Origin of the sequence: Undibacterium sp. RuTC16W, assembly GCF_049339445.1 — a bacterium.
Classification (GTDB): Bacteria; Pseudomonadota; Gammaproteobacteria; order Burkholderiales; family Burkholderiaceae_D; genus Undibacterium.
On the sequence record NZ_JBMPPE010000003.1, the window covers coordinates 201,930 to 220,738 of the forward strand.

Annotated in this window: 18 protein-coding genes and 1 tRNA gene; 5 read left to right on the forward strand and 14 right to left on the reverse strand. The window is 48.3% G+C overall.

Translation table 11 applies throughout. The annotated features are described in order from the left end of the window. Positions 1 to 92 precede the first annotated feature (92 nt). The 3 genes from infC to ACO0K4_RS07640 form a co-directional block, all read right to left on the reverse strand. Complete coding sequence (gene infC, locus ACO0K4_RS07630) at positions 93 to 629, reverse strand: translation initiation factor IF-3 (protein WP_262835906.1); 537 nt, start codon at positions 627 to 629, stop codon at positions 93 to 95. Positions 630 to 672: 43 nt separating this feature from the next. Continuing rightward, positions 673 to 2,583 (reverse strand): threonine--tRNA ligase, encoded by a 1,911-nt coding sequence (gene thrS, locus ACO0K4_RS07635; RefSeq protein WP_422956031.1) that lies wholly within the window; start codon positions 2,581 to 2,583, stop codon positions 673 to 675. A 241-nt stretch (positions 2,584 to 2,824) separates the two neighbouring features. After that, positions 2,825 to 2,901 (reverse strand) — tRNA-Val (locus ACO0K4_RS07640). A 225-nt stretch (positions 2,902 to 3,126) separates the two neighbouring features. On the opposite strand from ACO0K4_RS07640, the gene ACO0K4_RS07645 reads away from it, so the two are divergent. Beyond that, the gene (locus ACO0K4_RS07645) at positions 3,127 to 4,077 is read left to right on the forward strand and encodes a cation diffusion facilitator family transporter (RefSeq protein ID WP_422956032.1); all 951 of its coding nucleotides are present in this window, start codon (positions 3,127 to 3,129) and stop codon (positions 4,075 to 4,077) included. Between the two features lie 210 nt (positions 4,078 to 4,287). Here the strand turns inward: ACO0K4_RS07645 and ACO0K4_RS07650 are convergent, their stop codons facing one another. From ACO0K4_RS07650 to ACO0K4_RS07660, 3 genes are all read right to left on the reverse strand, one after another. Continuing rightward, positions 4,288 to 6,525, reverse strand: coding sequence for a RelA/SpoT family protein (locus tag ACO0K4_RS07650; RefSeq protein ID WP_422956033.1), 2,238 nt, complete (start codon positions 6,523 to 6,525; stop codon positions 4,288 to 4,290). Positions 6,526 to 6,529: 4 nt separating this feature from the next. Beyond that, positions 6,530 to 6,880 carry a RidA family protein gene (locus ACO0K4_RS07655; protein ID WP_422956034.1) on the reverse strand — a complete coding sequence of 117 codons (351 nt, stop codon included), beginning with the start codon at positions 6,878 to 6,880 and terminating at the stop codon, positions 6,530 to 6,532. Positions 6,881 to 6,945: 65 nt separating this feature from the next. Beyond that, the gene (locus ACO0K4_RS07660; RefSeq protein ID WP_422956035.1) at positions 6,946 to 7,809 is read right to left on the reverse strand and encodes an alpha/beta fold hydrolase; all 864 of its coding nucleotides are present in this window, start codon (positions 7,807 to 7,809) and stop codon (positions 6,946 to 6,948) included. A gap of 240 nt (positions 7,810 to 8,049) precedes the next feature. Between ACO0K4_RS07660 and ACO0K4_RS07665 the strand changes: the two genes are divergently transcribed. Together ACO0K4_RS07665 and ACO0K4_RS07670 are read left to right on the forward strand one after the other, a co-directional pair. Continuing rightward, positions 8,050 to 8,844 (forward strand): 3-hydroxybutyrate dehydrogenase, encoded by a 795-nt coding sequence (locus ACO0K4_RS07665; protein ID WP_422956036.1) that lies wholly within the window; start codon positions 8,050 to 8,052, stop codon positions 8,842 to 8,844. Between the two features lie 373 nt (positions 8,845 to 9,217). After that, positions 9,218 to 9,769, forward strand: coding sequence for a DUF3617 domain-containing protein (locus tag ACO0K4_RS07670; RefSeq protein WP_422956037.1), 552 nt, complete (start codon positions 9,218 to 9,220; stop codon positions 9,767 to 9,769). Between the two features lie 208 nt (positions 9,770 to 9,977). Here the strand turns inward: ACO0K4_RS07670 and ACO0K4_RS07675 are convergent, their stop codons facing one another. Together ACO0K4_RS07675 and ACO0K4_RS07680 are read right to left on the reverse strand one after the other, a co-directional pair. Continuing rightward, positions 9,978 to 10,619 carry a CoA transferase subunit B gene (locus ACO0K4_RS07675; RefSeq protein WP_422956038.1) on the reverse strand — a complete coding sequence of 214 codons (642 nt, stop codon included), beginning with the start codon at positions 10,617 to 10,619 and terminating at the stop codon, positions 9,978 to 9,980. 10 nt (positions 10,620 to 10,629) lie between these two features. Further along, positions 10,630 to 11,331, reverse strand: a complete 702-nt coding sequence (locus ACO0K4_RS07680; protein ID WP_422956039.1) for a CoA transferase subunit A — start codon at positions 11,329 to 11,331, stop codon at positions 10,630 to 10,632. Positions 11,332 to 11,599: 268 nt separating this feature from the next. On the opposite strand from ACO0K4_RS07680, the gene ACO0K4_RS07685 reads away from it, so the two are divergent. Beyond that, complete coding sequence (locus tag ACO0K4_RS07685; protein ID WP_422956040.1) at positions 11,600 to 12,160, forward strand: LuxR C-terminal-related transcriptional regulator; 561 nt, start codon at positions 11,600 to 11,602, stop codon at positions 12,158 to 12,160. A gap of 40 nt (positions 12,161 to 12,200) precedes the next feature. Here the strand turns inward: ACO0K4_RS07685 and ACO0K4_RS07690 are convergent, their stop codons facing one another. Together ACO0K4_RS07690 and ACO0K4_RS07695 are read right to left on the reverse strand one after the other, a co-directional pair. Further along, positions 12,201 to 12,665, reverse strand: a complete 465-nt coding sequence (locus ACO0K4_RS07690) for an acyl-CoA thioesterase (RefSeq protein ID WP_422956041.1) — start codon at positions 12,663 to 12,665, stop codon at positions 12,201 to 12,203. Further along, positions 12,662 to 13,438 carry an SDR family oxidoreductase gene (locus ACO0K4_RS07695; RefSeq protein ID WP_422956042.1) on the reverse strand — a complete coding sequence of 259 codons (777 nt, stop codon included), beginning with the start codon at positions 13,436 to 13,438 and terminating at the stop codon, positions 12,662 to 12,664. The genes ACO0K4_RS07690 and ACO0K4_RS07695 overlap by 4 nt, the downstream gene beginning before the upstream one ends. A 395-nt stretch (positions 13,439 to 13,833) precedes the next feature. Here ACO0K4_RS07695 and ACO0K4_RS07700 point away from each other — a divergent pair, with 395 nt between their 5' ends. After that, positions 13,834 to 15,456, forward strand: coding sequence for an electron transfer flavoprotein-ubiquinone oxidoreductase (locus ACO0K4_RS07700; protein WP_422956278.1), 1,623 nt, complete (start codon positions 13,834 to 13,836; stop codon positions 15,454 to 15,456). A gap of 293 nt (positions 15,457 to 15,749) precedes the next feature. Here ACO0K4_RS07700 and ACO0K4_RS07705 read toward each other — a convergent pair whose 3' ends face one another. The 4 genes from ACO0K4_RS07705 to dapA are packed head-to-tail and all read right to left on the reverse strand — an operon-like array spanning position 15,750 to position 18,750. Then, positions 15,750 to 16,310 (reverse strand): hypothetical protein, encoded by a 561-nt coding sequence (locus ACO0K4_RS07705; protein WP_422956043.1) that lies wholly within the window; start codon positions 16,308 to 16,310, stop codon positions 15,750 to 15,752. Positions 16,311 to 16,329: 19 nt separating this feature from the next. Further along, entirely contained in the window at positions 16,330 to 17,016 is a 687-nt protein-coding gene (locus ACO0K4_RS07710) for a hypothetical protein (protein WP_422956044.1), read from the reverse strand. Positions 17,017 to 17,035: 19 nt separating this feature from the next. Continuing rightward, positions 17,036 to 17,704 carry a ParA family protein gene (locus ACO0K4_RS07715; RefSeq protein ID WP_422956045.1) on the reverse strand — a complete coding sequence of 223 codons (669 nt, stop codon included), beginning with the start codon at positions 17,702 to 17,704 and terminating at the stop codon, positions 17,036 to 17,038. 38 nt (positions 17,705 to 17,742) lie between these two features. Further along, positions 17,743 to 18,750 (reverse strand): 4-hydroxy-tetrahydrodipicolinate synthase, encoded by a 1,008-nt coding sequence (gene dapA, locus ACO0K4_RS07720; RefSeq protein ID WP_422956046.1) that lies wholly within the window; start codon positions 18,748 to 18,750, stop codon positions 17,743 to 17,745. Positions 18,751 to 18,809 lie beyond the last annotated feature (59 nt).

The following is an 18,809-nucleotide window of genomic DNA, read 5'->3' on the forward strand; positions in this document are numbered from 1 at the left end:
ACTTGGATGCCTACTCTCACTTGTTGGAGCATGAAATCGAGTCCATACTCATCGCAACAACCACTGACTTACATCAATGATTCTCGCAAATCTTATTTCTTTTTCTTAGGCGCCAGAATCATGATCATCTGACGACCTTCCATCTTAGGAAACTGTTCAACCTGACCATACGGCTCCAGATCCAGCTTCAGACGCTCCAGCATACGCATACCAATTTCCTGATGCGCCATTTCACGACCACGGAAGCGCAGAGTAATTTTGGTTTTATCGCCATCATCCAGAAACTTGGTCAAATTACGCAACTTAATGTTGTAATCACCATCATCTGTACCAGGACGGAATTTTACTTCCTTGACCAGAATGACTTTTTGCTTCAGCTTGGCTTCATGCGCCTTCTTCTGTTCCTGGTACTTGAATTTGCCGTAATCCATCAAACGGCAAACTGGGGGTTGCGCTGTAGGCGCAATCTCCACCAAATCAACATTGGCCTCTTCCGCTAAGCGAAAAGCCTCAACTAGTTTGACGATGCCTAACGGCTCGTTTTCAACGCCGGATAAGCGCACTTCTGGCGCTGTAATTTCACCGTTGATGCGATGTGACTTGTCAGTAGCTATTGCAGTTTCCTTCAAAAATTAAATAATTTGGCTGTGCTTCTTTGCGCAACAATTCCGGTTAAGCCTTGGTGTCGATGTCATTTTTCAGACGTTCCAAGAAGGCATCTTGGGTCATTACACCCAGATCCAGATTGCCACGTGTACGCACAGCCACTGTGTTTGCATCCCGCTCCTTATCACCAATCACGATGATGTAAGGTAATTTCTGCATTGAATGCTCGCGTATTTTATAGGTTATTTTCTCATTACGCAAATCCGTGTGTACTCTAAACCCTTGTTTCTTCAGGTTTTCCGCAACGGATTTAGCGTATTCAGCTTGTGATTCCGAGATATTCAAGACTGCGATTTGTACTGGAGCCAGCCATACTGGCATCGCACCAGCGTGATTTTCTATCAACATTCCAATAAACCGCTCGAGCGAACCGACAATAGCGCGATGTAACATCACCGGCACTTTACGGCTATTATCATCTGCCACATATTCAGCTCCGAGGCGACCAGGCATAAAGAAATCAACCTGCATAGTACCTACCTGCCAAGGACGTCCGAGACTATCCTTCAAGTGATATTCGATTTTAGGTCCGTAGAATGCTCCTTCACCCGGCAATTCATCCCACTCGGTCAAACCACAGGCACGCAAGCCAGCTCTCAGCGTCTCTTCCGCAGTATCCCAGACTTCGTCGCTACCAATACGGTTATCCGGACGTAAAGCGAGCTTCACCTGAATGTGCTCAAAACCGAAGTCTTTATACACTTTCATTGCTTGCGGATGAAATGCGATTACTTCCGATTGAATCTGCTCTTCACTACAGAAGATATGCCCATCATCCTGAGTGAAGCCACGCACACGCATAATGCCATGCAAAGCACCTGAGGGTTCGTTACGATGACACTGTCCAAATTCACCAAAACGCAACGGCAGGTCGCGGTAGCTCTTCATGCCAGAATTAAAAATCTGCACATGACCGGGGCAATTCATCGGCTTTAACGCATACGAGCGGTTTTCCGACTCAGTGATAAACATATTGTCTTTATAATTATCCCAGTGGCCAGTCTTACCCCATAAGCTACTATCGAGAATCTGCGGCCCCTTCACTTCCTGATAACCGCATTCCTGATACACCTTGCGCATGTATTGCTCCACTTGCTGCCAGATCGTCCAGCCCTTAGCGTGCCAAAATACCAGGCCCGGTGCTTCATCCTGGAAGTGAAATAAATCAAGCGCTTTACCCAGCTTACGATGGTCGCGCTTTTCAGCCTCTTCCAGCATATGCAGGTATTGCTCCTGATCTTCCTTCTTGGCAAATGCTGTACCGTAAATCCGTTGCAACATTTCATTCTTGGAGTCGCCTCGCCAGTACGCGCCCGCCAACTTCATCAGCTTGAATACTTTCAACTTACCAGTTGAAGGTACGTGCGGACCACGGCACAAATCGGTAAAGCTGCCCTCTGAATACAGCGATACATCTTGATCCGCCGGAATCGACTCAATAATTTCCGCCTTGTATGCTTCACCAATCGAGTTGAAGTAAGCAACAGCCTCATCACGCGGCAAGACCTTGCGAGTAACCAGCTCATCCTTCTTAGCCAATTCCTGCATCTTCTTTTCAATCGCCACCAGATCATCCGGAGTAAATGGACGCTTGTATGAAAAGTCGTAGTAAAAACCGTTTTCGATGACTGGACCAATAGTGACTTGTGCGTCAGGAAACAGCTCTTTCACGGCATATGCCAGCAAATGGGCTGTCGAGTGACGAATGACTTCAAGGCCATCAGCATCCTTGTCCGTCACAATCGCCAGATCAACATCGGAAGAAATCAAATGCGAGGTATCTACCAATTTACCATCTACCTTGCCAGCCAATGCCGCCTTGGCGAGACCGGCACCAATGCTTGCCGCCACCTGAGCAACAGTGACTGGGGCGTCAAACTGACGCTGCGAACCATCGGGAAGTCGAACTGAAACCATTTTAAGTCTCCATGCCGGCAATATTTGCCGAATACTTACAACGTTCAAAAAGAAATAGAAGAAAATGCGGACGAAAAAAAACGCGGGCTAGCCGCGTTTTTTTCAAAAATTACAAACGAAAAAGACCCTCGACTAACGTCGCTCACAAATTGCTGTGATCGTAGTTCGCGGTGTCATAACCATGATGCCTTTCTCGCTCTTACCTATGTAGCAATGCTTATACATTGCGTGATAAAAATTCTGGTGGGCGGTGCAGAATTCGAATCTGCGACCCCTTGGATGTCGACCAAGTATTCTAACCAGCTGAACTAACCGCCCGAAGAGCCGAGACTATAGCAAACCAAGGCGAAAACGTAAACACCTTTTCTGTGTTTTTATTAATTTTGTAAAATTCTTGGGGAAATTTCACTGAGATAAGCCCATCAGCCAGTCATCAGTCTCCCTCAATCTCTTGCGGGCTTTCACCACATTGTCACGTATCACGTTTACACTGACGATAGTCATCGTATTTGATAGTCATCGTATTTATCACTCCCACAACTCATGCATCAAAAAACATCTACGCACAAAAGCGACCACCTGCATGCCCATCGTCGCGGCGATGCACAGCATCAGCATTTTTTTGAAAACCGCAGTCAAAAAATCCTCACCTGGGCGCTTGGCCTCACTTTAAGTTTTGCGGGGGTTGAAGTCGGCTTTGGCTTTTGGTCGAATTCTCTGGCGCTGATCTCAGATGCAGGGCACATGGTGACGGATGCTGCAGCACTAGGCTTGGCTCTGCTCGCCCAAATCATTGCCAAACGCCCGCCTACCGCCAAAAACTCCTTCGGTTTTGGCCGGGCTGAAGCGCTGGCAGCGTTCGTCAATGGCCTGGTGATGCTGGCCGTCGTGGGGTGGATCGTCTTTGAGGCAGTACAAAGACTGTCGCATCCGGAGTCAGTTCAAGGTGGCGCAGTCATGCTGGTGGCCAGTATTGGTCTTGCAATCAATATCGTAGTCGCGTGGGTGCTGTCCCACGACAAAGAAAGTGTGAACACGAAAGCGGCGCTGGTGCATGTCATGGGGGATTTGCTTGGTTCGGTTGCCGCGATTATCTCGGGTGCCGTCATTTACTACGTTGGCTGGATGCAGATTGATCCTATTTTATCGATCTTTGTTTCTCTTTTGATCTTGAAATCGACCTTTGGCGTCTTGGGTGAGTCATACCATTTCTTGATGGAAGGCGTTCCGCACCATATCGACTATGTACAGATTGGCGATGACCTAGAAGCTATCTCCGGCGTGCTTTCCGTGCATGATTTACACGTTTGGGAAATGTCACCTGGCTACCCGGCACTGATCGGGCATTTAGAAATTGACGATCTGAGCGCATGGCCGCGCATCCTTGAAAGCGTCAAAAATATGCTCTTGGAAAAACATAAAATTGATCACATCACCTTGCAGGCAGAAGCGCCAGGCATGGCGGAAGATGAAGGCGTGGGCGACTACAGTTGAACTGCCGCCAGGCAGAGGCCGAAAAAATACATCGGGAAGATATCGGGTCAAAAAGAGTTGGCCCGCCTTGAAGTAATACGCTCAAGTGTTATTTCAAATCGCAACAGGCACACCCTAGTATTCACGCGCCTCCTGGAACCAAATACTACTAGAAGGCGCATTCACATTGCGGAATCAATAAGAGAGATTAAATCCTCTTGCAAACACACATCACTGCCTGCGGACTTCAAGCACACCATTGACTTCGCGAATCACAGTCAATGCTTTTTGCAATTGTGCTGTGCCGCCAATCTCGGCAGTAAACGACATTCTTGCCTGTGATTTTGCGCTTTGGGTATTCACGCCAATCACATTGATTTTTTCCCGGGAAAATACTTCAGAAATATCCCGGAGCAGGCCTTGCCTGTCTTGCGCCAATACAAAAATATCGACAGGATAAACCGTTTCTTTACCGTGCTCCCCCCATGTCGTCTGGATGACGCGCTCTGGTGCTTTATGGCGCATCTCTGCAAAATTTTTGCAGTTCAGTCGATGGATAGAAACACCTTTGCCTCGCGTGACAAAACCAACGATTTCATCAGGCGGCGCAGGCTTACAGCAGCGCGCGAGTTGCGTCATCAGTCCCTCCGTCCCCACCACCAGCACACCTGACTTGGCACCTTGGGTCACACTCGATGCCCGGCTTTTATTGGTGATACTGACTTCGTCCGGATCAACAACCTCTACGTTCTCGCGTAAGACATTTTCAATCTGACGCAAGCTGAATTCGTCTTTGCCAACGGACAAGAATAATTCATCGACACTGGCAAAGCCCAGCTTATGCGCAAGGTCCTCCAGATTGACGGCCGTCTTTCCTTCGCGCTGCAAGGTTTTTTCAACCAGGGCACGTCCGTTTGATAGGGTCTCTTGCTGATCAATCACATTGAACCATGCGCGGATCTTGCTGCGCGTTCTGGTACTTGCCGAGTATTCTGCATTGAGCCAGTCGCGTGACGGTCCGGTTTGCGGAGAACCGACCTTGAGCGTAATGATCTCTATCGTCTGACCGTTTTTCAGCGGTGTATTCAGAGGCACCATCACGTTATCAACACGCGCACCACGGCAACGATGTCCGACATCCGTATGCAAGTGATACGCAAAATCGACCGGAGTTGAGTTACTCGGCAATTCGATCACGCGCGCCTGCGGCGTCAGCACATAAATCCGGTCGTCCAGGCTCGCTGCCTTGATTTTTTCAACCCATTCACGCTGCAACTCTTCTTGTCCGACAACGACGTCGGCGACCTCGGTTTTCCATGCCAGCAATTGCCGCAGCCAGGCAATTTTTTCGTCGTATTCCTGCGCAGAAAAATTCGATCCACCAGATTCTTTATAACGCCAATGCGCTGCGACGCCGTATTCGGCGAACTGATGCATTTCGCGTGTGCGGATCTGCACTTCAAGCGGACGACCGTCTTCAACGATCACCACGGTATGCAATGACTTATAACCATTAGGCTTAGGCCGGGAAATATAGTCGTCGAACTCTTTGGGAATCGGCGTCCAAGCATTGTGGACGATTCCTAATACGGTGTAGCAGTCTCGAATATCATCAACGACGACACGGAAAGCGCGCACGTCATACAACTCGTCAAAATCAACATCCTTGCCGCGCATTTTTTTCCAAATGCTATAGATGTGTTTAGGACGACCGGACACTTCTGCCTTGACGCCAGCGACCTTCAATTCTGTATTCAGACGAGCGATAGCGGAGACCACAAAACTTTCGCGCTCGAGTCGCTTCTCTTCGAGCATTTTTGCAATACGTTTGTATTGTTCCGGCTCCAGAAAACGGAATGACAAATCCTCTAGCTCCCATTTCAATTGCCACACCCCAAGCCTGTTCGCCAGAGGTGCGTACAAATCCATGGTCTCACTCGCGTATTGCTGTGCAGCGCCGTCGTCACGTTTACAATCAGCAAAATACCGCAAGGTCGTGACACGCGAAGCCAGCCTTACCAGCACTACCCGCATATCCGTCGCCATCGCCAGAACCATCTTGCGCAGCGTCTCCATTTGCGTTGCTGTTTTTTCAGCGGCGTCTTTACCGCGTCCGACATCATGTTGCGTCAATGCCGCTTCACGCAGACGCATCAGACGACGGATACCGCTTACCAGATCAGCAATCTCCTTACCAAACCTTGATTCAATCTGTTCGGCGGCGACGGGACTCAACTCTGGCAATTCAAAGAGCAAGCCTGCGATCCGGGTATCGACATCCGTGCGTAACATCGCCAGAGTAGCGACGACGCCCTGCACAAACTGCAATGCATTTTGCTCCGTCACAACCTGACGATGTGCATATAAAGGTGTGACGAATTCCAATGCCGCCATGACGCGATCACACTCGTTTTCAGACAAACCCTCAAGTAGTTGAGATTGCGACCCTGTCGCCGAAATGGAAACCATATACTTAATTTTGTGCGGCTGTGACGACAACCTCAATTAACCATGCAGGATTTACCAGCGCCGCCTGAACTGTCGCACGCGGTGGCGCATTACCTGCCGCAACCCAGGCGTCCCATGCCTGATTCATGCCATCGATTTGCTGGATATCGGATAAGAAAATCTGGCACATTAAAATGCGCGACTTATCGCTACCGGCTTCTGCCAATAAGCGATCAACATGTCCTAATACTTCAGCGGTCTGGCCGATAATATCCTTGCTCGTATCTTCAGGAATTTGTCCGGCAAGGTAAATCACTTGATTAAAGATAGCGGTCTCGGACAGACGCTGTCCGACATGAAAACGTTGTAAGCTCATTACATTCCTGATAACAGCAAAACTAGTTGATAACAACATGACTACGAGGCCTTCGCCTCAGCAGCTTAAGTTAATAAAAATTCTCTGGCGATAGCGATTTGCTCCGGCTGGACAAAGGTCGGTGCATGCCCGACTCCCGCCAGCTCAATCACCTTTGCATGTGGTCCACGTTGCTGCATTTCTGCTGCTGTTTCTGCGCTCAGCAAATCAGACTCAGCGCCCCTGACGACCAGTGTCTGACACTGAATCGCATCATACGTCGCCCACAACATGGCCTGACCGGCCAATGCCATTTCCGGTGTGGTTGCCTTAATCGGTATGGATAAATTTAAATCATAATGGCGTATCCACTGCCCTTCCTTATTCTGGCGTAAAACATCGGTGGCCAGCTTATGCCACTGCGCTTCTGTATGCGGGCCAAATGATGCAGATACCAGGCGAATATAAGCAGCACCCTCATCGAAGCTGGCAAAACGCATGTCTTGTCCAATGTAATCAGCAATCCGTGCAATCGCTGCGGGACTGAGTACGGGACCGACGTCATTGAGTAATAATTTCCGGATCGGATTATCTGGCAGCGCCGCCATCCCCATACCGATCAAACCACCCATCGACGTACCAAACCAGTCAATCACATCCGCATCCAGTCGCGCCAGCAGTGTCACCATATCGCTGACATATTGCGGTATCTGATAAAACTGTGGATTACGTAACCAGTCGGATTGTCCGCGCCCGACGATGTCAGGACAGACCACACGGTAAGCGTCAGACATCACCTCAGCCAACGCATCAAAATCGTCTGCTACCCGCGTTACACCGTGCACACATAACAGCACGCGAGGATTACGGGGATCGCCCCACTCTTTATACGAGACCCGATGCAATCCAGCAGGAGACAAACATTGAACTGACTTGCGTTGGGCTGACATGAGGAGCACCTTTCAAGAATAAGCGCAGTGAAGAGAATACGAAGAATATCAATAGCAGAGTTCTAGTAGTATTACTATGTCATCAAGTCGTCGCACTATTTCACTAGGCTAGCGCTTAAAATCATTGACGCCATTTGAATGCTTAGGGTCCACGTCACCTACCGGCCTCACAGCGAGTGCATGCCGGATAGCATAGGTAAGTTCTACAACCATCATTTTAAACATATACAAGGGGTCGCGATGCAAAATCATTCACTCAAAGGCAAAACAGCACTGGTTACTGGCTCAACCTCCGGTATTGGCCTGGGTATTGCCAGATCATTTGCCGAGGCCGGTGCCAATATTATTTTTAATGGTTTCGGAGATGCGCAGGAAATCGCAGCCCTGCAAACTGCTGTGGCTCAAGAATTTTCGGTAAAAACGGCCTATCACAATGCCGATATGAGCAAAGCCACCGAGATCACGGCGATGATGGATTATGCGACGAGTCAATTTGGCGGCGTCGATATCCTGGTGAATAACGCTGGCATCCAACATGTGGCGAACATTGAGGATTTTCCGGTCGAAAAATGGGATGCCATCATTGCAATTAATCTGAGCTCGGCATTCCATACGACACGCCTGGCCTTACCAGGAATGAAAACCAAAAACTGGGGTCGCATTATCAATATCGCCTCAGTCCATGGCTTGGTCGCGTCAGCGCAAAAATCTGCCTATGTCGCCGCCAAACATGGCCTGATTGGCTTTACCAAAACTACGGCGTTAGAAACTGCCCACACCGGCATCACCTGTAACGCTATTTGTCCGGGCTGGGTGTTGACGCCGCTGGTCCAGAAGCAAGTCGATGCACGTGCAGCCGCCGACAACCTGAGCAATGATGACGCCAAGAAAGCCCTGCTCGCTGAAAAACAACCCTCAGGCGAATTCGTTACACCTGAACAATTAGGTGCTCTCGCTGTGTTTTTCTGTAGCGACGCCGCCAATCAGGTGCGCGGCGTGGCGTGGAATATGGATGGTGGCTGGGTCGCCCAATAACGGCTTGTAGCAAAAAAGGCGAGAGTTTGAACGGATCGGGGGCGAAATAACTTTGAATTTCGTTCCTAGCGAACTATATTAGTAATTCATCATCTATTTAGCTGATCGAGACTTACGCAAAACGACATTTTCTTACCACTATTCACATTGAACCCGCAGGCTGGGTGCGGCTTCCAGAGACATTTCATGCCAACAGGCGCATTAGGCTTGCGGATTCGTTTGAAGAGCTTCTAAAACCCTTCAATTGATATTCCATGAAACTGCTACATCCGGCCTTTTCTCTGTGTCTCCGCTCCTCCGTGGTGAAAGGTCTTGTTTTTTCGTCAGTCCTATTGATGTTCCCTTACCCCACTATCTATCCATGAGGCAAGCTATGCGCGCGCAACCAACATCTGTCATCCTGCCCACTTTACTAGGCTTATTCATCGCTATAGCAACTCCTGCTGTTTTTGCCGCAGGCAAAATGAAGCCCGGCTTGTGGGAAATGACCATGCAATCGGATGCGATGAAAAATATGCCGGCGATTCCTCCAGAACAGCTAGAAAAAATGAAGCAGATGGGCATCAAAATACCGATGATGCAAAATGGCGGCATGACACATCAGGTCTGCATCACGAAGGAAATGGCGGAGCGCGATCACCCCGGCACGGGGCAAAAAGAAGACGCTGCATGCCAGCCTAAAAACATGCAAAACAGTGGCGGTACATGGTCAATGGACCTGATCTGCGACAGTCCCGACATGAAGGGTACAGGAACAGTCAAAGGCATGTATAGCGGAGATAGCGCAATGCAATCGACCTATGATTTTAAAGGCGTTTCTCATGGCAAACCCATTAGCCAACACATGGAAACCAAGGGTAAGTGGTTATCAGCTGATTGCGGCGATGTCAAACCAGCCGGCGAGATGGCGAAGAAAAAACAGTAAAAACAGATCAAATTTATAAAAACAGGGAGTATCTGCCTCAGATTCCCGAATCCGCTCATCAATCATAGGGAAATGAGGTATTAATCCCTATACAGCACCCAGTATATTTAATCCAGACTCTCCGTGAGACCGGAATCACTTCTGCAAAAAAACGCCAGCAATATGTGCTGGCGTTTTACATGAACGTCACCGGATTAACAGAGTCTCATCAGGCAAATGCGCCGATGTCCAATGTAGCTTCTGTTTTCGCAGTAATTTCTTCGGTGCTGACACCGGGCGCCAGTTCGATCAATTTCAATCCTGCCGGTGTCACGTCGATCACGCCAAGATCAGTGATGATACGATTCACGACACCTACACCGGTTAAAGGCAAATTGCAGGATTTCAGGATTTTGTGCGTGTCGCCTTTTGCGACATGCTCCATCAAGACCACAACATGACCGACGCCGGCAACCAGATCCATCGCACCTCCCATGCCTTTGACCATCTTGCCAGGGATCATCCAGTTCGCCAGATCGCCATGCTCACTGACCTGCATTGCACCCAAAATAGCAAGATTGATCTTGCCACCGCGTATCATCGCAAAAGAATCTGCCGAGCTGAATATCGATGATCCGGGCAATGTTGTCACGGTCTGCTTACCGGCATTAATCATATCGGGATCTACTTCTGCTTCTGTCGGAAACGGGCCGATTCCCAACAAGCCATTTTCAGATTGCAACCAGACTTCCATGCCTTGCGGCACATGATTCGCAACCAGGGTTGGCAAACCAATGCCCAGATTGACGTAATACCCGTCCTGCAATTCTTTTGCCGCACGCGCAGCCATTTCATCACGATTCCAAGCCATCTTGTTCTCCTTATTCTGCTGGGCGAACAGTGCGCTGTTCTATGCGTTTTTCAGGCGTTGCATTCACAACGATGCGGTGAACAAAAATGCCTGGCGTATGAACGTCATCAGGATCAATCTCACCTATTTCTACCAGTTGTTCTACTTCAACCACGGTGATCTTGCCTGCCATAGCGACATTTGGATTGAAGTTGCGTGCTGTTTTGCGATAGACCAGATTGCCTGACTTATCGGCCTTATAGGCTTTGACCAGCGACACATCGGCAACCAGAGAACGCTCCATCACATAACGCTGTCCGTCAAATTCGCGTATCTCTTTACCGTCCGCCACAATCGTGCCGACACCGGTTTTCGTGAAAAATGCAGGAATACCCGCGCCGCCTGCGCGTAATTTCTCAGCGAGAGTGCCCTGTGGTGTAAATTCAAGTGCCAGTTCGCCAGCCAGATACTGACGTTCAAACTCCTTATTCTCACCAACATAAGACGCGATCATTTTTTTAATCTGGCGGGTGGTCAACAACTGCCCCAGTCCAAAGCCATCCACACCGGCATTATTCGAAATCGCTGTCAGGTTCTGAACACCGGAATCGCGCAAAGCGGCAATCAGCGCCTCGGGGATACCGCAGAGTCCAAAACCGCCGACCGCTATGGTTTGACCGTCTTTGACGATATCTGCCAGAGCCGAGGCAGCGTCAGGATAAACCTTATTCATTTTGTCCCTTTTTAATGATGAAAACGTCTCGTCACACGCATTCCGTCCAGGCGGAAATTTTTTATGCTTTTTTGATGCGCATCTCTTATGATACACACAGCATAAGATGCTACTCTATGCCGCGCAATACCGTAAAAATACCTGATTTTATTTAATTTTTTTGACCTTTATTTCATTGATCAATCATGGCTGTGCAGACTAAGGCAATGACAGCATCCATGATGTAAAAACGAAATTCCCATACCCATTCGAGACCAGATTACTCACTATGAATGTAGCGCAGGCCATCAATTTTGAAACTATCTTTCAGCAGGCTCCCGTCGGTATGTGCGTCTCTCAGAACCGCATCATCCGCGCCTGCAACGATGATTTAGCACACATGTTTGGCTATCAAAAAGAGGAGCTGCTCGGCCAATCATTTCTCGTACTTTACCCCACTCCCGATGAATTCGAACGGACGGGTGCACGCATCACACCAATCATGAGCAGCAAAGGCTACTATTCCGACGAACGCATCATGAAGCGCGCCAATCAGGAACTCTTCTGGTGCCACGTATCGGGACGTGGACTGCACAAAGAAGATGCACATGCCGCTGGCATATGGACCTTCGAAGACCTGAGCTCAAAACGTTCTGTGACCGCCGAACTAACGCCTCGCGAGAGAGAAATTGCCGCCTTACTGGTGGAGGGCAAAACCAGTAAGCTGATCGCTCGTCAAATCGGACTCAGTCCCAGAACCGTGGAAATGCACCGGGCTAAGCTGATGCGCAAATTTACAGCATCGACCTCGAGTGAACTGGTGCACAAATTATTACGTATCGTCAGTTGATACCACAGTAAGTACGGCAGCAAATACTACCTCAAGGCAGTTAGGCTGTTCTCGCGCGACGCTGTGGTTTGGCAGCTGACTTCAACTCCGTCAGTTTTTGCTTGATCGCCTCAGGTAATGCTGTCGATTTTTGCGTTTGCGCGTCTACCCAGACGACTTTGGCGCCACCCTCGGCGTACAAAGCATAACCATCACCGACGCTGCGCATTTCCTGGATTGTTTCAAAGCTGCTACGTCCGGCATCACCGATGTAAGTACAAACCTCGACCTGGTCAGGATATTTCAGAGGACGCTTGAAAGTGCAATGCGCATTCACGATCACCGGCCCATTACCTTTGTCATCCGGCAGACAACCCAGCATCGTCAGCCACTCGATACGCGCCTGCTCCATATAACGAAAGTACACCGTATTATTGACATGCCCCATCGCATCCATATCGCCCCAGCGAATAGGAATGGTCACGGTATAAACCAATTTTTTATCAGGCACTTTCTGATCGATCATTGCGCACTCATTCCATCATCAGCCGTCACTATCGCTCCGTTCAGGAAACGTGACTCTTCTGCAGCCAGCAGCAACAATAAACCATCAAGATCTTCCGGCACGCCAACGCGTTTTCTCGGCAACATGTCGATCAGTTTCTGACCTTGCTCGCTGCTGAAATGATCCTGATTAATTTCTGTAGAAATATAGCCGGGGCAAATTGCATTGACGTTGATACCAAACTTGCCCCATTCGACGGCCATTGATTTCGTCATATGCACGACTGCGGCTTTACTGACGCAGTAAATGCCAATTTGCGGCAAGACACGTAAACCAGCTACCGAGGCAATATTAATGATGCGATGTTGTTTTTTGGGATCACCTTTGTAGCGTGCAATCATCCGTTTAGCAGCTTCCTGGGCAACGAAAAAAGCACCACGTTGATTGGTGTCCATCACATAGGCATAGTCTTCTGGCGTCACGTCAATCAGGCGTTGTGTCGTTGAGACGCCGGAGTTATTGATGAGGATATCAATCGGGCCCGCTTCGGTTTCTGCGTGAGCAATCGCCGATTTGATGCTTGCATAATCTGTCACATCGAGCGCGACAACATGGGCAGCACCGCCCTCTGCCTCAATCTCTGCGCGTAATTCTTTTAAGCGGTCAATACGACGCGATGCCAGCACCACCTGAGCACCTGCCTGCGCAAGAATTTTAGCAAACCGGGCACCAAGGCCGCTGGACGCTCCTGTGACTAATGCAATTTTTCCCTCAAAATTAACTTCAATACCCATTTGATTCTCCGGATGAAAATGCTGCCAAAATATCGGCCAAAAACTGTAATCGAAATCCCGCTAAAAGCTTGAGTAAGCGTACCACTCTAAATGTGCCGCTATGATGACATAGTCACCATGTTTGTGTTTTATAAATTCCCGGTTTCATGACTATTTTTCTCAAACTGAAGAGAGAAAAAGCATGAAAATGCTGCATCTTGCCAAGTGCTCTGCGATAATTCATCCACAATAAAAGCGGGCATCGCACCATTTTTAGAACAGATGCTCAGCTTGCAGAATAAAGTCACAGCATATAACATGCTGACAACAAATAAGCACGTTCGTTCGTAAATTTTCTGAAAGCGATAATCACCATGACACAAAGCCTAGTAGAGCAATACGGTCCGCGCGATGCGATGGAATATGACGTCGTCATCGTCGGTGGCGGCCCTGCCGGTCTGTCCGCTGCGATCAAGCTCAAACAACTCGCTGCAGAAAAAGGCAATGAAGTGTCGGTCTGCGTTCTTGAAAAAGGCGGCGAACCTGGCGCGCACATCCTGTCCGGTGCCGTCATGGATCCCAAAGCGCTAAGCGAGTTATTTCCGAACTGGAAGGAAATGGGCGCACCGTTAAATACCGAAGTCACCGAGGATCGTGTCCTCGTTCTGACCGAGAAAAAAGCGTACAAAACACCGAACTGGATGTTGCCAGCCTGCTTCGAGAATCATGGCAATTACATCGTCTCACTGGCAAATGTCACGCGCTGGCTAGGCCAGCAAGCCGAGGCGCTGGGTGTCGAGGTGTTTCCGGGCTTTGCCGCTGCTGAAGTGCTGTACAACGAAGATGGATCGGTGAAGGGCGTAGCAACGGGCAATATGGGCGTAGACCGTCATGGCGAGGCCTCTCCGGCCTTCCAGTTAGGTATGGAGCTGCATGCGAAATACACTTTATTCGCCGAGGGTGCGCGTGGTCATCTGGGTAAACAAGTGATCGCAAAATACGATCTGAGCAAAGGTAAGGATCCGCAGTCATACGGTATCGGCATCAAAGAATTATGGGAAATCGATCCAAAGCAACATAAGCCCGGCCTGGTCGTTCACACGACAGGCTGGCCGTTAATGGATCAGTACAGTGGATCTTTTCTGTATCACCTGGAAAATAATCAGGTTGCAGTCGGCTATGTTGTTGGGCTGGCCTATGAAAACCCTTACCTATCACCGTATGAGGAGTTTCAGCGCTTTAAAACGCATCCGGCGATTTGCGGTTTCTTTGAAGGTGGTAAACGTATTTCTTATGGCGCACGTGCGATTACTGCTGGCGGCTTGCAATCCCTGCCTAAACTGACATTCCCAGGTGGCGCTTTAGTTGGTTGTGATGCTGGCTTCTTGAATATGAGCCGCATCAAGGGTAGCCATGCTGCGATTAAAACAGGCATGATGGCGGCGACCGCCGCTTTTGATGCCTTGGGTGCGCAACGTCAGCATGATGAACTGACAGCGTACTCAACAGCATTTGAACAGTCCTGGCTACATGAGGAATTGTATACTGCACGCAATGTAAAACCGTTATTGAAAAAAGGAACCTATGGTTCTCCGTTGGTCTGGCTGGATCAGGTTGTCTTGCGCGGCAAGGCACCATGGACTTTGCATCACTCAAAAGCCGATCATGAATGTTTGCGTCCTGCGTCCGAATTCCAGCCGATTGTGTATCCGAAGCCGGACGGCAAATTGACATTTGACCGCCTGTCGTCAGTATTTATTTCCAATACGAACCACGCAGAGGATCAGCCCATTCATTTAACATTAAAAGATGCGAACGTCCCGGTCAGCATCAATCTGGCGACCTATGCAGGACCAGAATCCCGCTATTGTCCTGCAGGCGTATATGAGTTTGTGAAGACGGAAGAAGGTGCAGACCGTTTACAAATCAATGCGCAAAACTGTGTCCATTGCAAAACCTGCGATATCAAAGATCCGACACAAAATATTGTGTGGGTTACTCCAGAAGGTGGCGGCGGTCCTAACTATCCAAGTATGTAACACGCTACTTGCTTGCTTTCACATGAATACAAAAAACCACGGGAAATCGTGGTTTTTTTGTATGCAGTTTGTATCTATATCGTTTATCGGTTTCCTTGAATTATCTTGCGACATCAAGGTCCAAGCTATTTAGTGATACCTCACATAACAAATTACCTCCACAATAAAATGTCGATTTGAATATATCAGGCGTCCATATGACTATTAGGTGCAAGTGCTAAAGTAAATTAAATGTTTCATATGAGAGGCTTATTAAAATAAGTGTTATTCAGAATATATAAAAACAGCTGAAGTCAACGAAATAGCGCTCGATACAGACTTTTGCATCTGTCCGGACTATCTATATCAGCGGGTAGCAAAACGATTTTGATTTGTAGATTTTTCTCCAACGCGATGAGGCTGGCAATTTGTTCAAGGCTGGCTGCTGTAGATTCAATCGCCAATAGGACCGGTCGATCCCAACGACTGAGGCGCACTGCGGCAATCTGCGTGAGTAAGCGTTGCTGCGCCTGGACATCAAAATGTGCCGCGTGCAAATGAAATATAGCCATATCACAGGATGCCATCAATACATGATGTTCGAGATGCTGCAGCCGGTCTTGGTCCTGATATAAATGGATCAAGGTAGTGTGATAAGAGCAGTAAGTCGTTTCAAGTTTGGCTGCAAGACTACCGGCGTAAATTGAATGCAATGCGGCGCCAGCTTTTAGTTCGATCGCATTCCAACCAAGCTCAGCATCAGACTGCTGAGAAACCAGCAGTACATTTCTACCGGCATCTGCCCGCTGTTGTGCAACAGCTTTCGCCAGCATAGCGCTGGCGCGCATTGAATGCAGCGAGGAATCAGCTACCATGGTCAAAATCATCTGAGTCCTATCCATGCTGAAAATATAGATGAAGACCAGTCAACATTCTATCGATCGCAATCAACACCAGAATCAAACCTAACAAGGTCTGGACACCATTAGCGACTAATGCAAATCTGCGATAGTTTTGTATATTTTTTAGAGCGATAAGAAGGATGGCCAACACCAGCATGGCGGCAGCCAAAGCAGCCACATTTTGCCCCACATGTTCTGGCTGTGTCGCGCTTAACAACAAGACTGTCAGCATTGCTGTCGGGCTAAAAAGTCGCCACAAAGACCAGCACTTATCATTAAACAGATCGGAGGTTTGATTAGCTTGACGATCTGTTTGCCGATTTGTAGGCGAAAATACCTTCTTCGTCTTGGAAAAAAATACCATACCTAGCGCAGCCACCAGCAAAATCAATCCAGCACTCACTTGCAGACTCGCCGTATTGGCTATCGATATTGGAATCCAATATCGAAACGACTGACCGAAGAATGAAAGCAAAAGCAGTGTCAACAACAAACCCGCACACGCTGCGAAAATCTGGCGATCGCTTGGTGACGAAGCCACTCCTGAGCTTACTCCCGCAGTCATTTTCGACATCGTTAGCAAATCGGGCTGAGACTTTACGATCAACTTAGGCGGCATACTTAACATGGGATTGAGCACCAAAAGTAAAACAATAAAAAATGAGAAGGTAAATGACATAGCCGCGCTAAAAGATCACTTAATCACCAAAAACTTTGCTGTATAAATCTTGTATTTCTTGCGCTGTTTGCTGATCCGCACATTCGCTGATTGCCAGCCCTTCCAAGTAGGATTGATGCAAAACTGCATCGGCATGTATCGGTCTGGCAAAGAACTCCGCGCAAGGAATGCCAGCGACAAATTGTCTGGCAGCGTCTAAACAGGCAAATGTGGGATAGGTAGAACGGTAAGTAATTACAACGAGAATACGAAGACTGGGATTGAGTTCACGTGCGGTGGCGATTCTTGCGGTGAGTTTATCTTCGCTAAAGCAATTTGAGCTCTCAGAATCAAGCTTACCTACATTAAATTGATCGGAGTCCAAGACAATGATGACCAAACGTGCGGCAATCAACGCTGATCTGCTACCAAGAGAGTCGCGGGCTTCTGTATCGATCACGATGTCTTGAAAACGACAGCCTAAATTCTCTAGCTCTGGCTGCATACCTTTGCCACTGATGGCACGCGCCATTACGGCGGGACGGATGCCACTGGCATTGCGTTCAGCGCACCAACCTAAAGAGGATTGTTTGGGATCATTGTCAAGCAACAAAACTCTGCGACCGGTTTGGGTGCGTAAGGCCGCAAGACTATCCGCCAGCATTGATTTTTCGGTACCGCCAGTCTGGTTTGCAATCGTAACTATCATAGTGTTCCCTTTTGTACTGACTCAGTTTTAGTCGGAGTTTAATGAATCAGTTCTGCGCAATGTTCGGAAGCCAGATCAGCAGAACATTTAGGACAAAATGTCGTCTCGGTGATTAACTGTAATTGCAATTCGCTCTGTGATATTTTTGGCGAATTAAAATTGGATACACTAGGACTAGGTATTGACATTACTTGCTCTAGGACTTTTGCTAACTGGAGTTTTCCTTTATTGGACATAGGAGTCATCGGTAAACGCACGCTGTCTTCCATACCCCACAACATGGATAGAGCAGCTTTGATTGGCGCCGGATTAGGTTCTGAAAACAAGGCTTTAATCAATGGTAGTAGTTGACTAAATAAGGCTAAGGCTTCTCGCATTTTTGAGTGCCGTATTAAGTGCAATAAATGGACAAATAAATCAGGGCGTATGTGTGCAGATGCAGAAATAGCGCCCTGCCCGCCCATAGCAAATACATCCAACATCAATCCGTCATCACCACATAAAACATTGAATCCGCTCTGACTAAGCAGTGCGCTGGTCTGATTTAATTGACCGCCGCAATCTTTGATTGCGACAAACTTAGGATTAACGGCAAGCGCGGCGACCGTTTCTACATCAATATTCACTCCGGTCCTGGAGGGAATGTTATATAAAATAATGGGACGCTCACTCGCTACGGCCAGGGCTTCAAAATGTAAGCGAATACCTTCTTGCGATGGGCGAACATAAACTGGTGCAGAAATCAGGTAAGCGGCAGGCGAAGTACCAAAACGTTTCAAGCGCTCTACCATTGCGTACGTGCCGCTACCACTTAAACCTAGTGCGACAGGACAATTGGCAGGAACAGCTTCTTGAATCGCAGCGAGTAATCGCGCTTGTTCCGCATCATCCAGAGTCGCTGCCTCACCGGTAGTGCCACAAACAACCAGACCTTTTACCCCAGCATCAGTTATCCGCACAGCGAGTTGCTGAGCAGCTCTCAAATCAATTTTTTGTTGTTGGAATGGTGTAACCAAAGGCACCCAAATACCATCAAAAGTAGTCATAATCGTTTTCTCCTATTGATACAAAGAGGGATTAATTGCAAAAAATGAGTATGCTTTTA

Excerpts from the sequence above, each read along its gene's own strand:
- thrS (WP_422956031.1), bottom strand. The coding sequence starts at position 2,583 with ATGGTTTCAGTTCGACTTCCCGATGGTTCGCAGCGTCAGTTTGACGCC.
- ACO0K4_RS07645 (WP_422956032.1), top strand. The coding sequence starts at position 3,127 with ATGCATCAAAAAACATCTACGCACAAAAGCGACCACCTGCATGCCCAT.
- ACO0K4_RS07650 (WP_422956033.1), bottom strand. The coding sequence starts at position 6,525 with ATGGTTTCCATTTCGGCGACAGGGTCGCAATCTCAACTACTTGAGGGT.
- ACO0K4_RS07655 (WP_422956034.1), bottom strand. The coding sequence starts at position 6,880 with ATGAGCTTACAACGTTTTCATGTCGGACAGCGTCTGTCCGAGACCGCT.
- ACO0K4_RS07660 (WP_422956035.1), bottom strand. The coding sequence starts at position 7,809 with ATGTCAGCCCAACGCAAGTCAGTTCAATGTTTGTCTCCTGCTGGATTG.
- ACO0K4_RS07665 (WP_422956036.1), top strand. The coding sequence starts at position 8,050 with ATGCAAAATCATTCACTCAAAGGCAAAACAGCACTGGTTACTGGCTCA.
- ACO0K4_RS07670 (WP_422956037.1), top strand. The coding sequence starts at position 9,218 with ATGCGCGCGCAACCAACATCTGTCATCCTGCCCACTTTACTAGGCTTA.
- ACO0K4_RS07675 (WP_422956038.1), bottom strand. The coding sequence starts at position 10,619 with ATGGCTTGGAATCGTGATGAAATGGCTGCGCGTGCGGCAAAAGAATTG.
- ACO0K4_RS07680 (WP_422956039.1), bottom strand. The coding sequence starts at position 11,331 with ATGAATAAGGTTTATCCTGACGCTGCCTCGGCTCTGGCAGATATCGTC.
- ACO0K4_RS07685 (WP_422956040.1), top strand. The coding sequence starts at position 11,600 with ATGAATGTAGCGCAGGCCATCAATTTTGAAACTATCTTTCAGCAGGCT.
- ACO0K4_RS07690 (WP_422956041.1), bottom strand. The coding sequence starts at position 12,665 with ATGATCGATCAGAAAGTGCCTGATAAAAAATTGGTTTATACCGTGACC.
- ACO0K4_RS07695 (WP_422956042.1), bottom strand. The coding sequence starts at position 13,438 with ATGGGTATTGAAGTTAATTTTGAGGGAAAAATTGCATTAGTCACAGGA.
- ACO0K4_RS07700 (WP_422956278.1), top strand. The coding sequence starts at position 13,834 with ATGGAATATGACGTCGTCATCGTCGGTGGCGGCCCTGCCGGTCTGTCC.
- ACO0K4_RS07705 (WP_422956043.1), bottom strand. The coding sequence starts at position 16,310 with ATGGTAGCTGATTCCTCGCTGCATTCAATGCGCGCCAGCGCTATGCTG.
- ACO0K4_RS07710 (WP_422956044.1), bottom strand. The coding sequence starts at position 17,016 with ATGTCATTTACCTTCTCATTTTTTATTGTTTTACTTTTGGTGCTCAAT.
- ACO0K4_RS07715 (WP_422956045.1), bottom strand. The coding sequence starts at position 17,704 with ATGATAGTTACGATTGCAAACCAGACTGGCGGTACCGAAAAATCAATG.
- dapA (WP_422956046.1), bottom strand. The coding sequence starts at position 18,750 with ATGACTACTTTTGATGGTATTTGGGTGCCTTTGGTTACACCATTCCAA.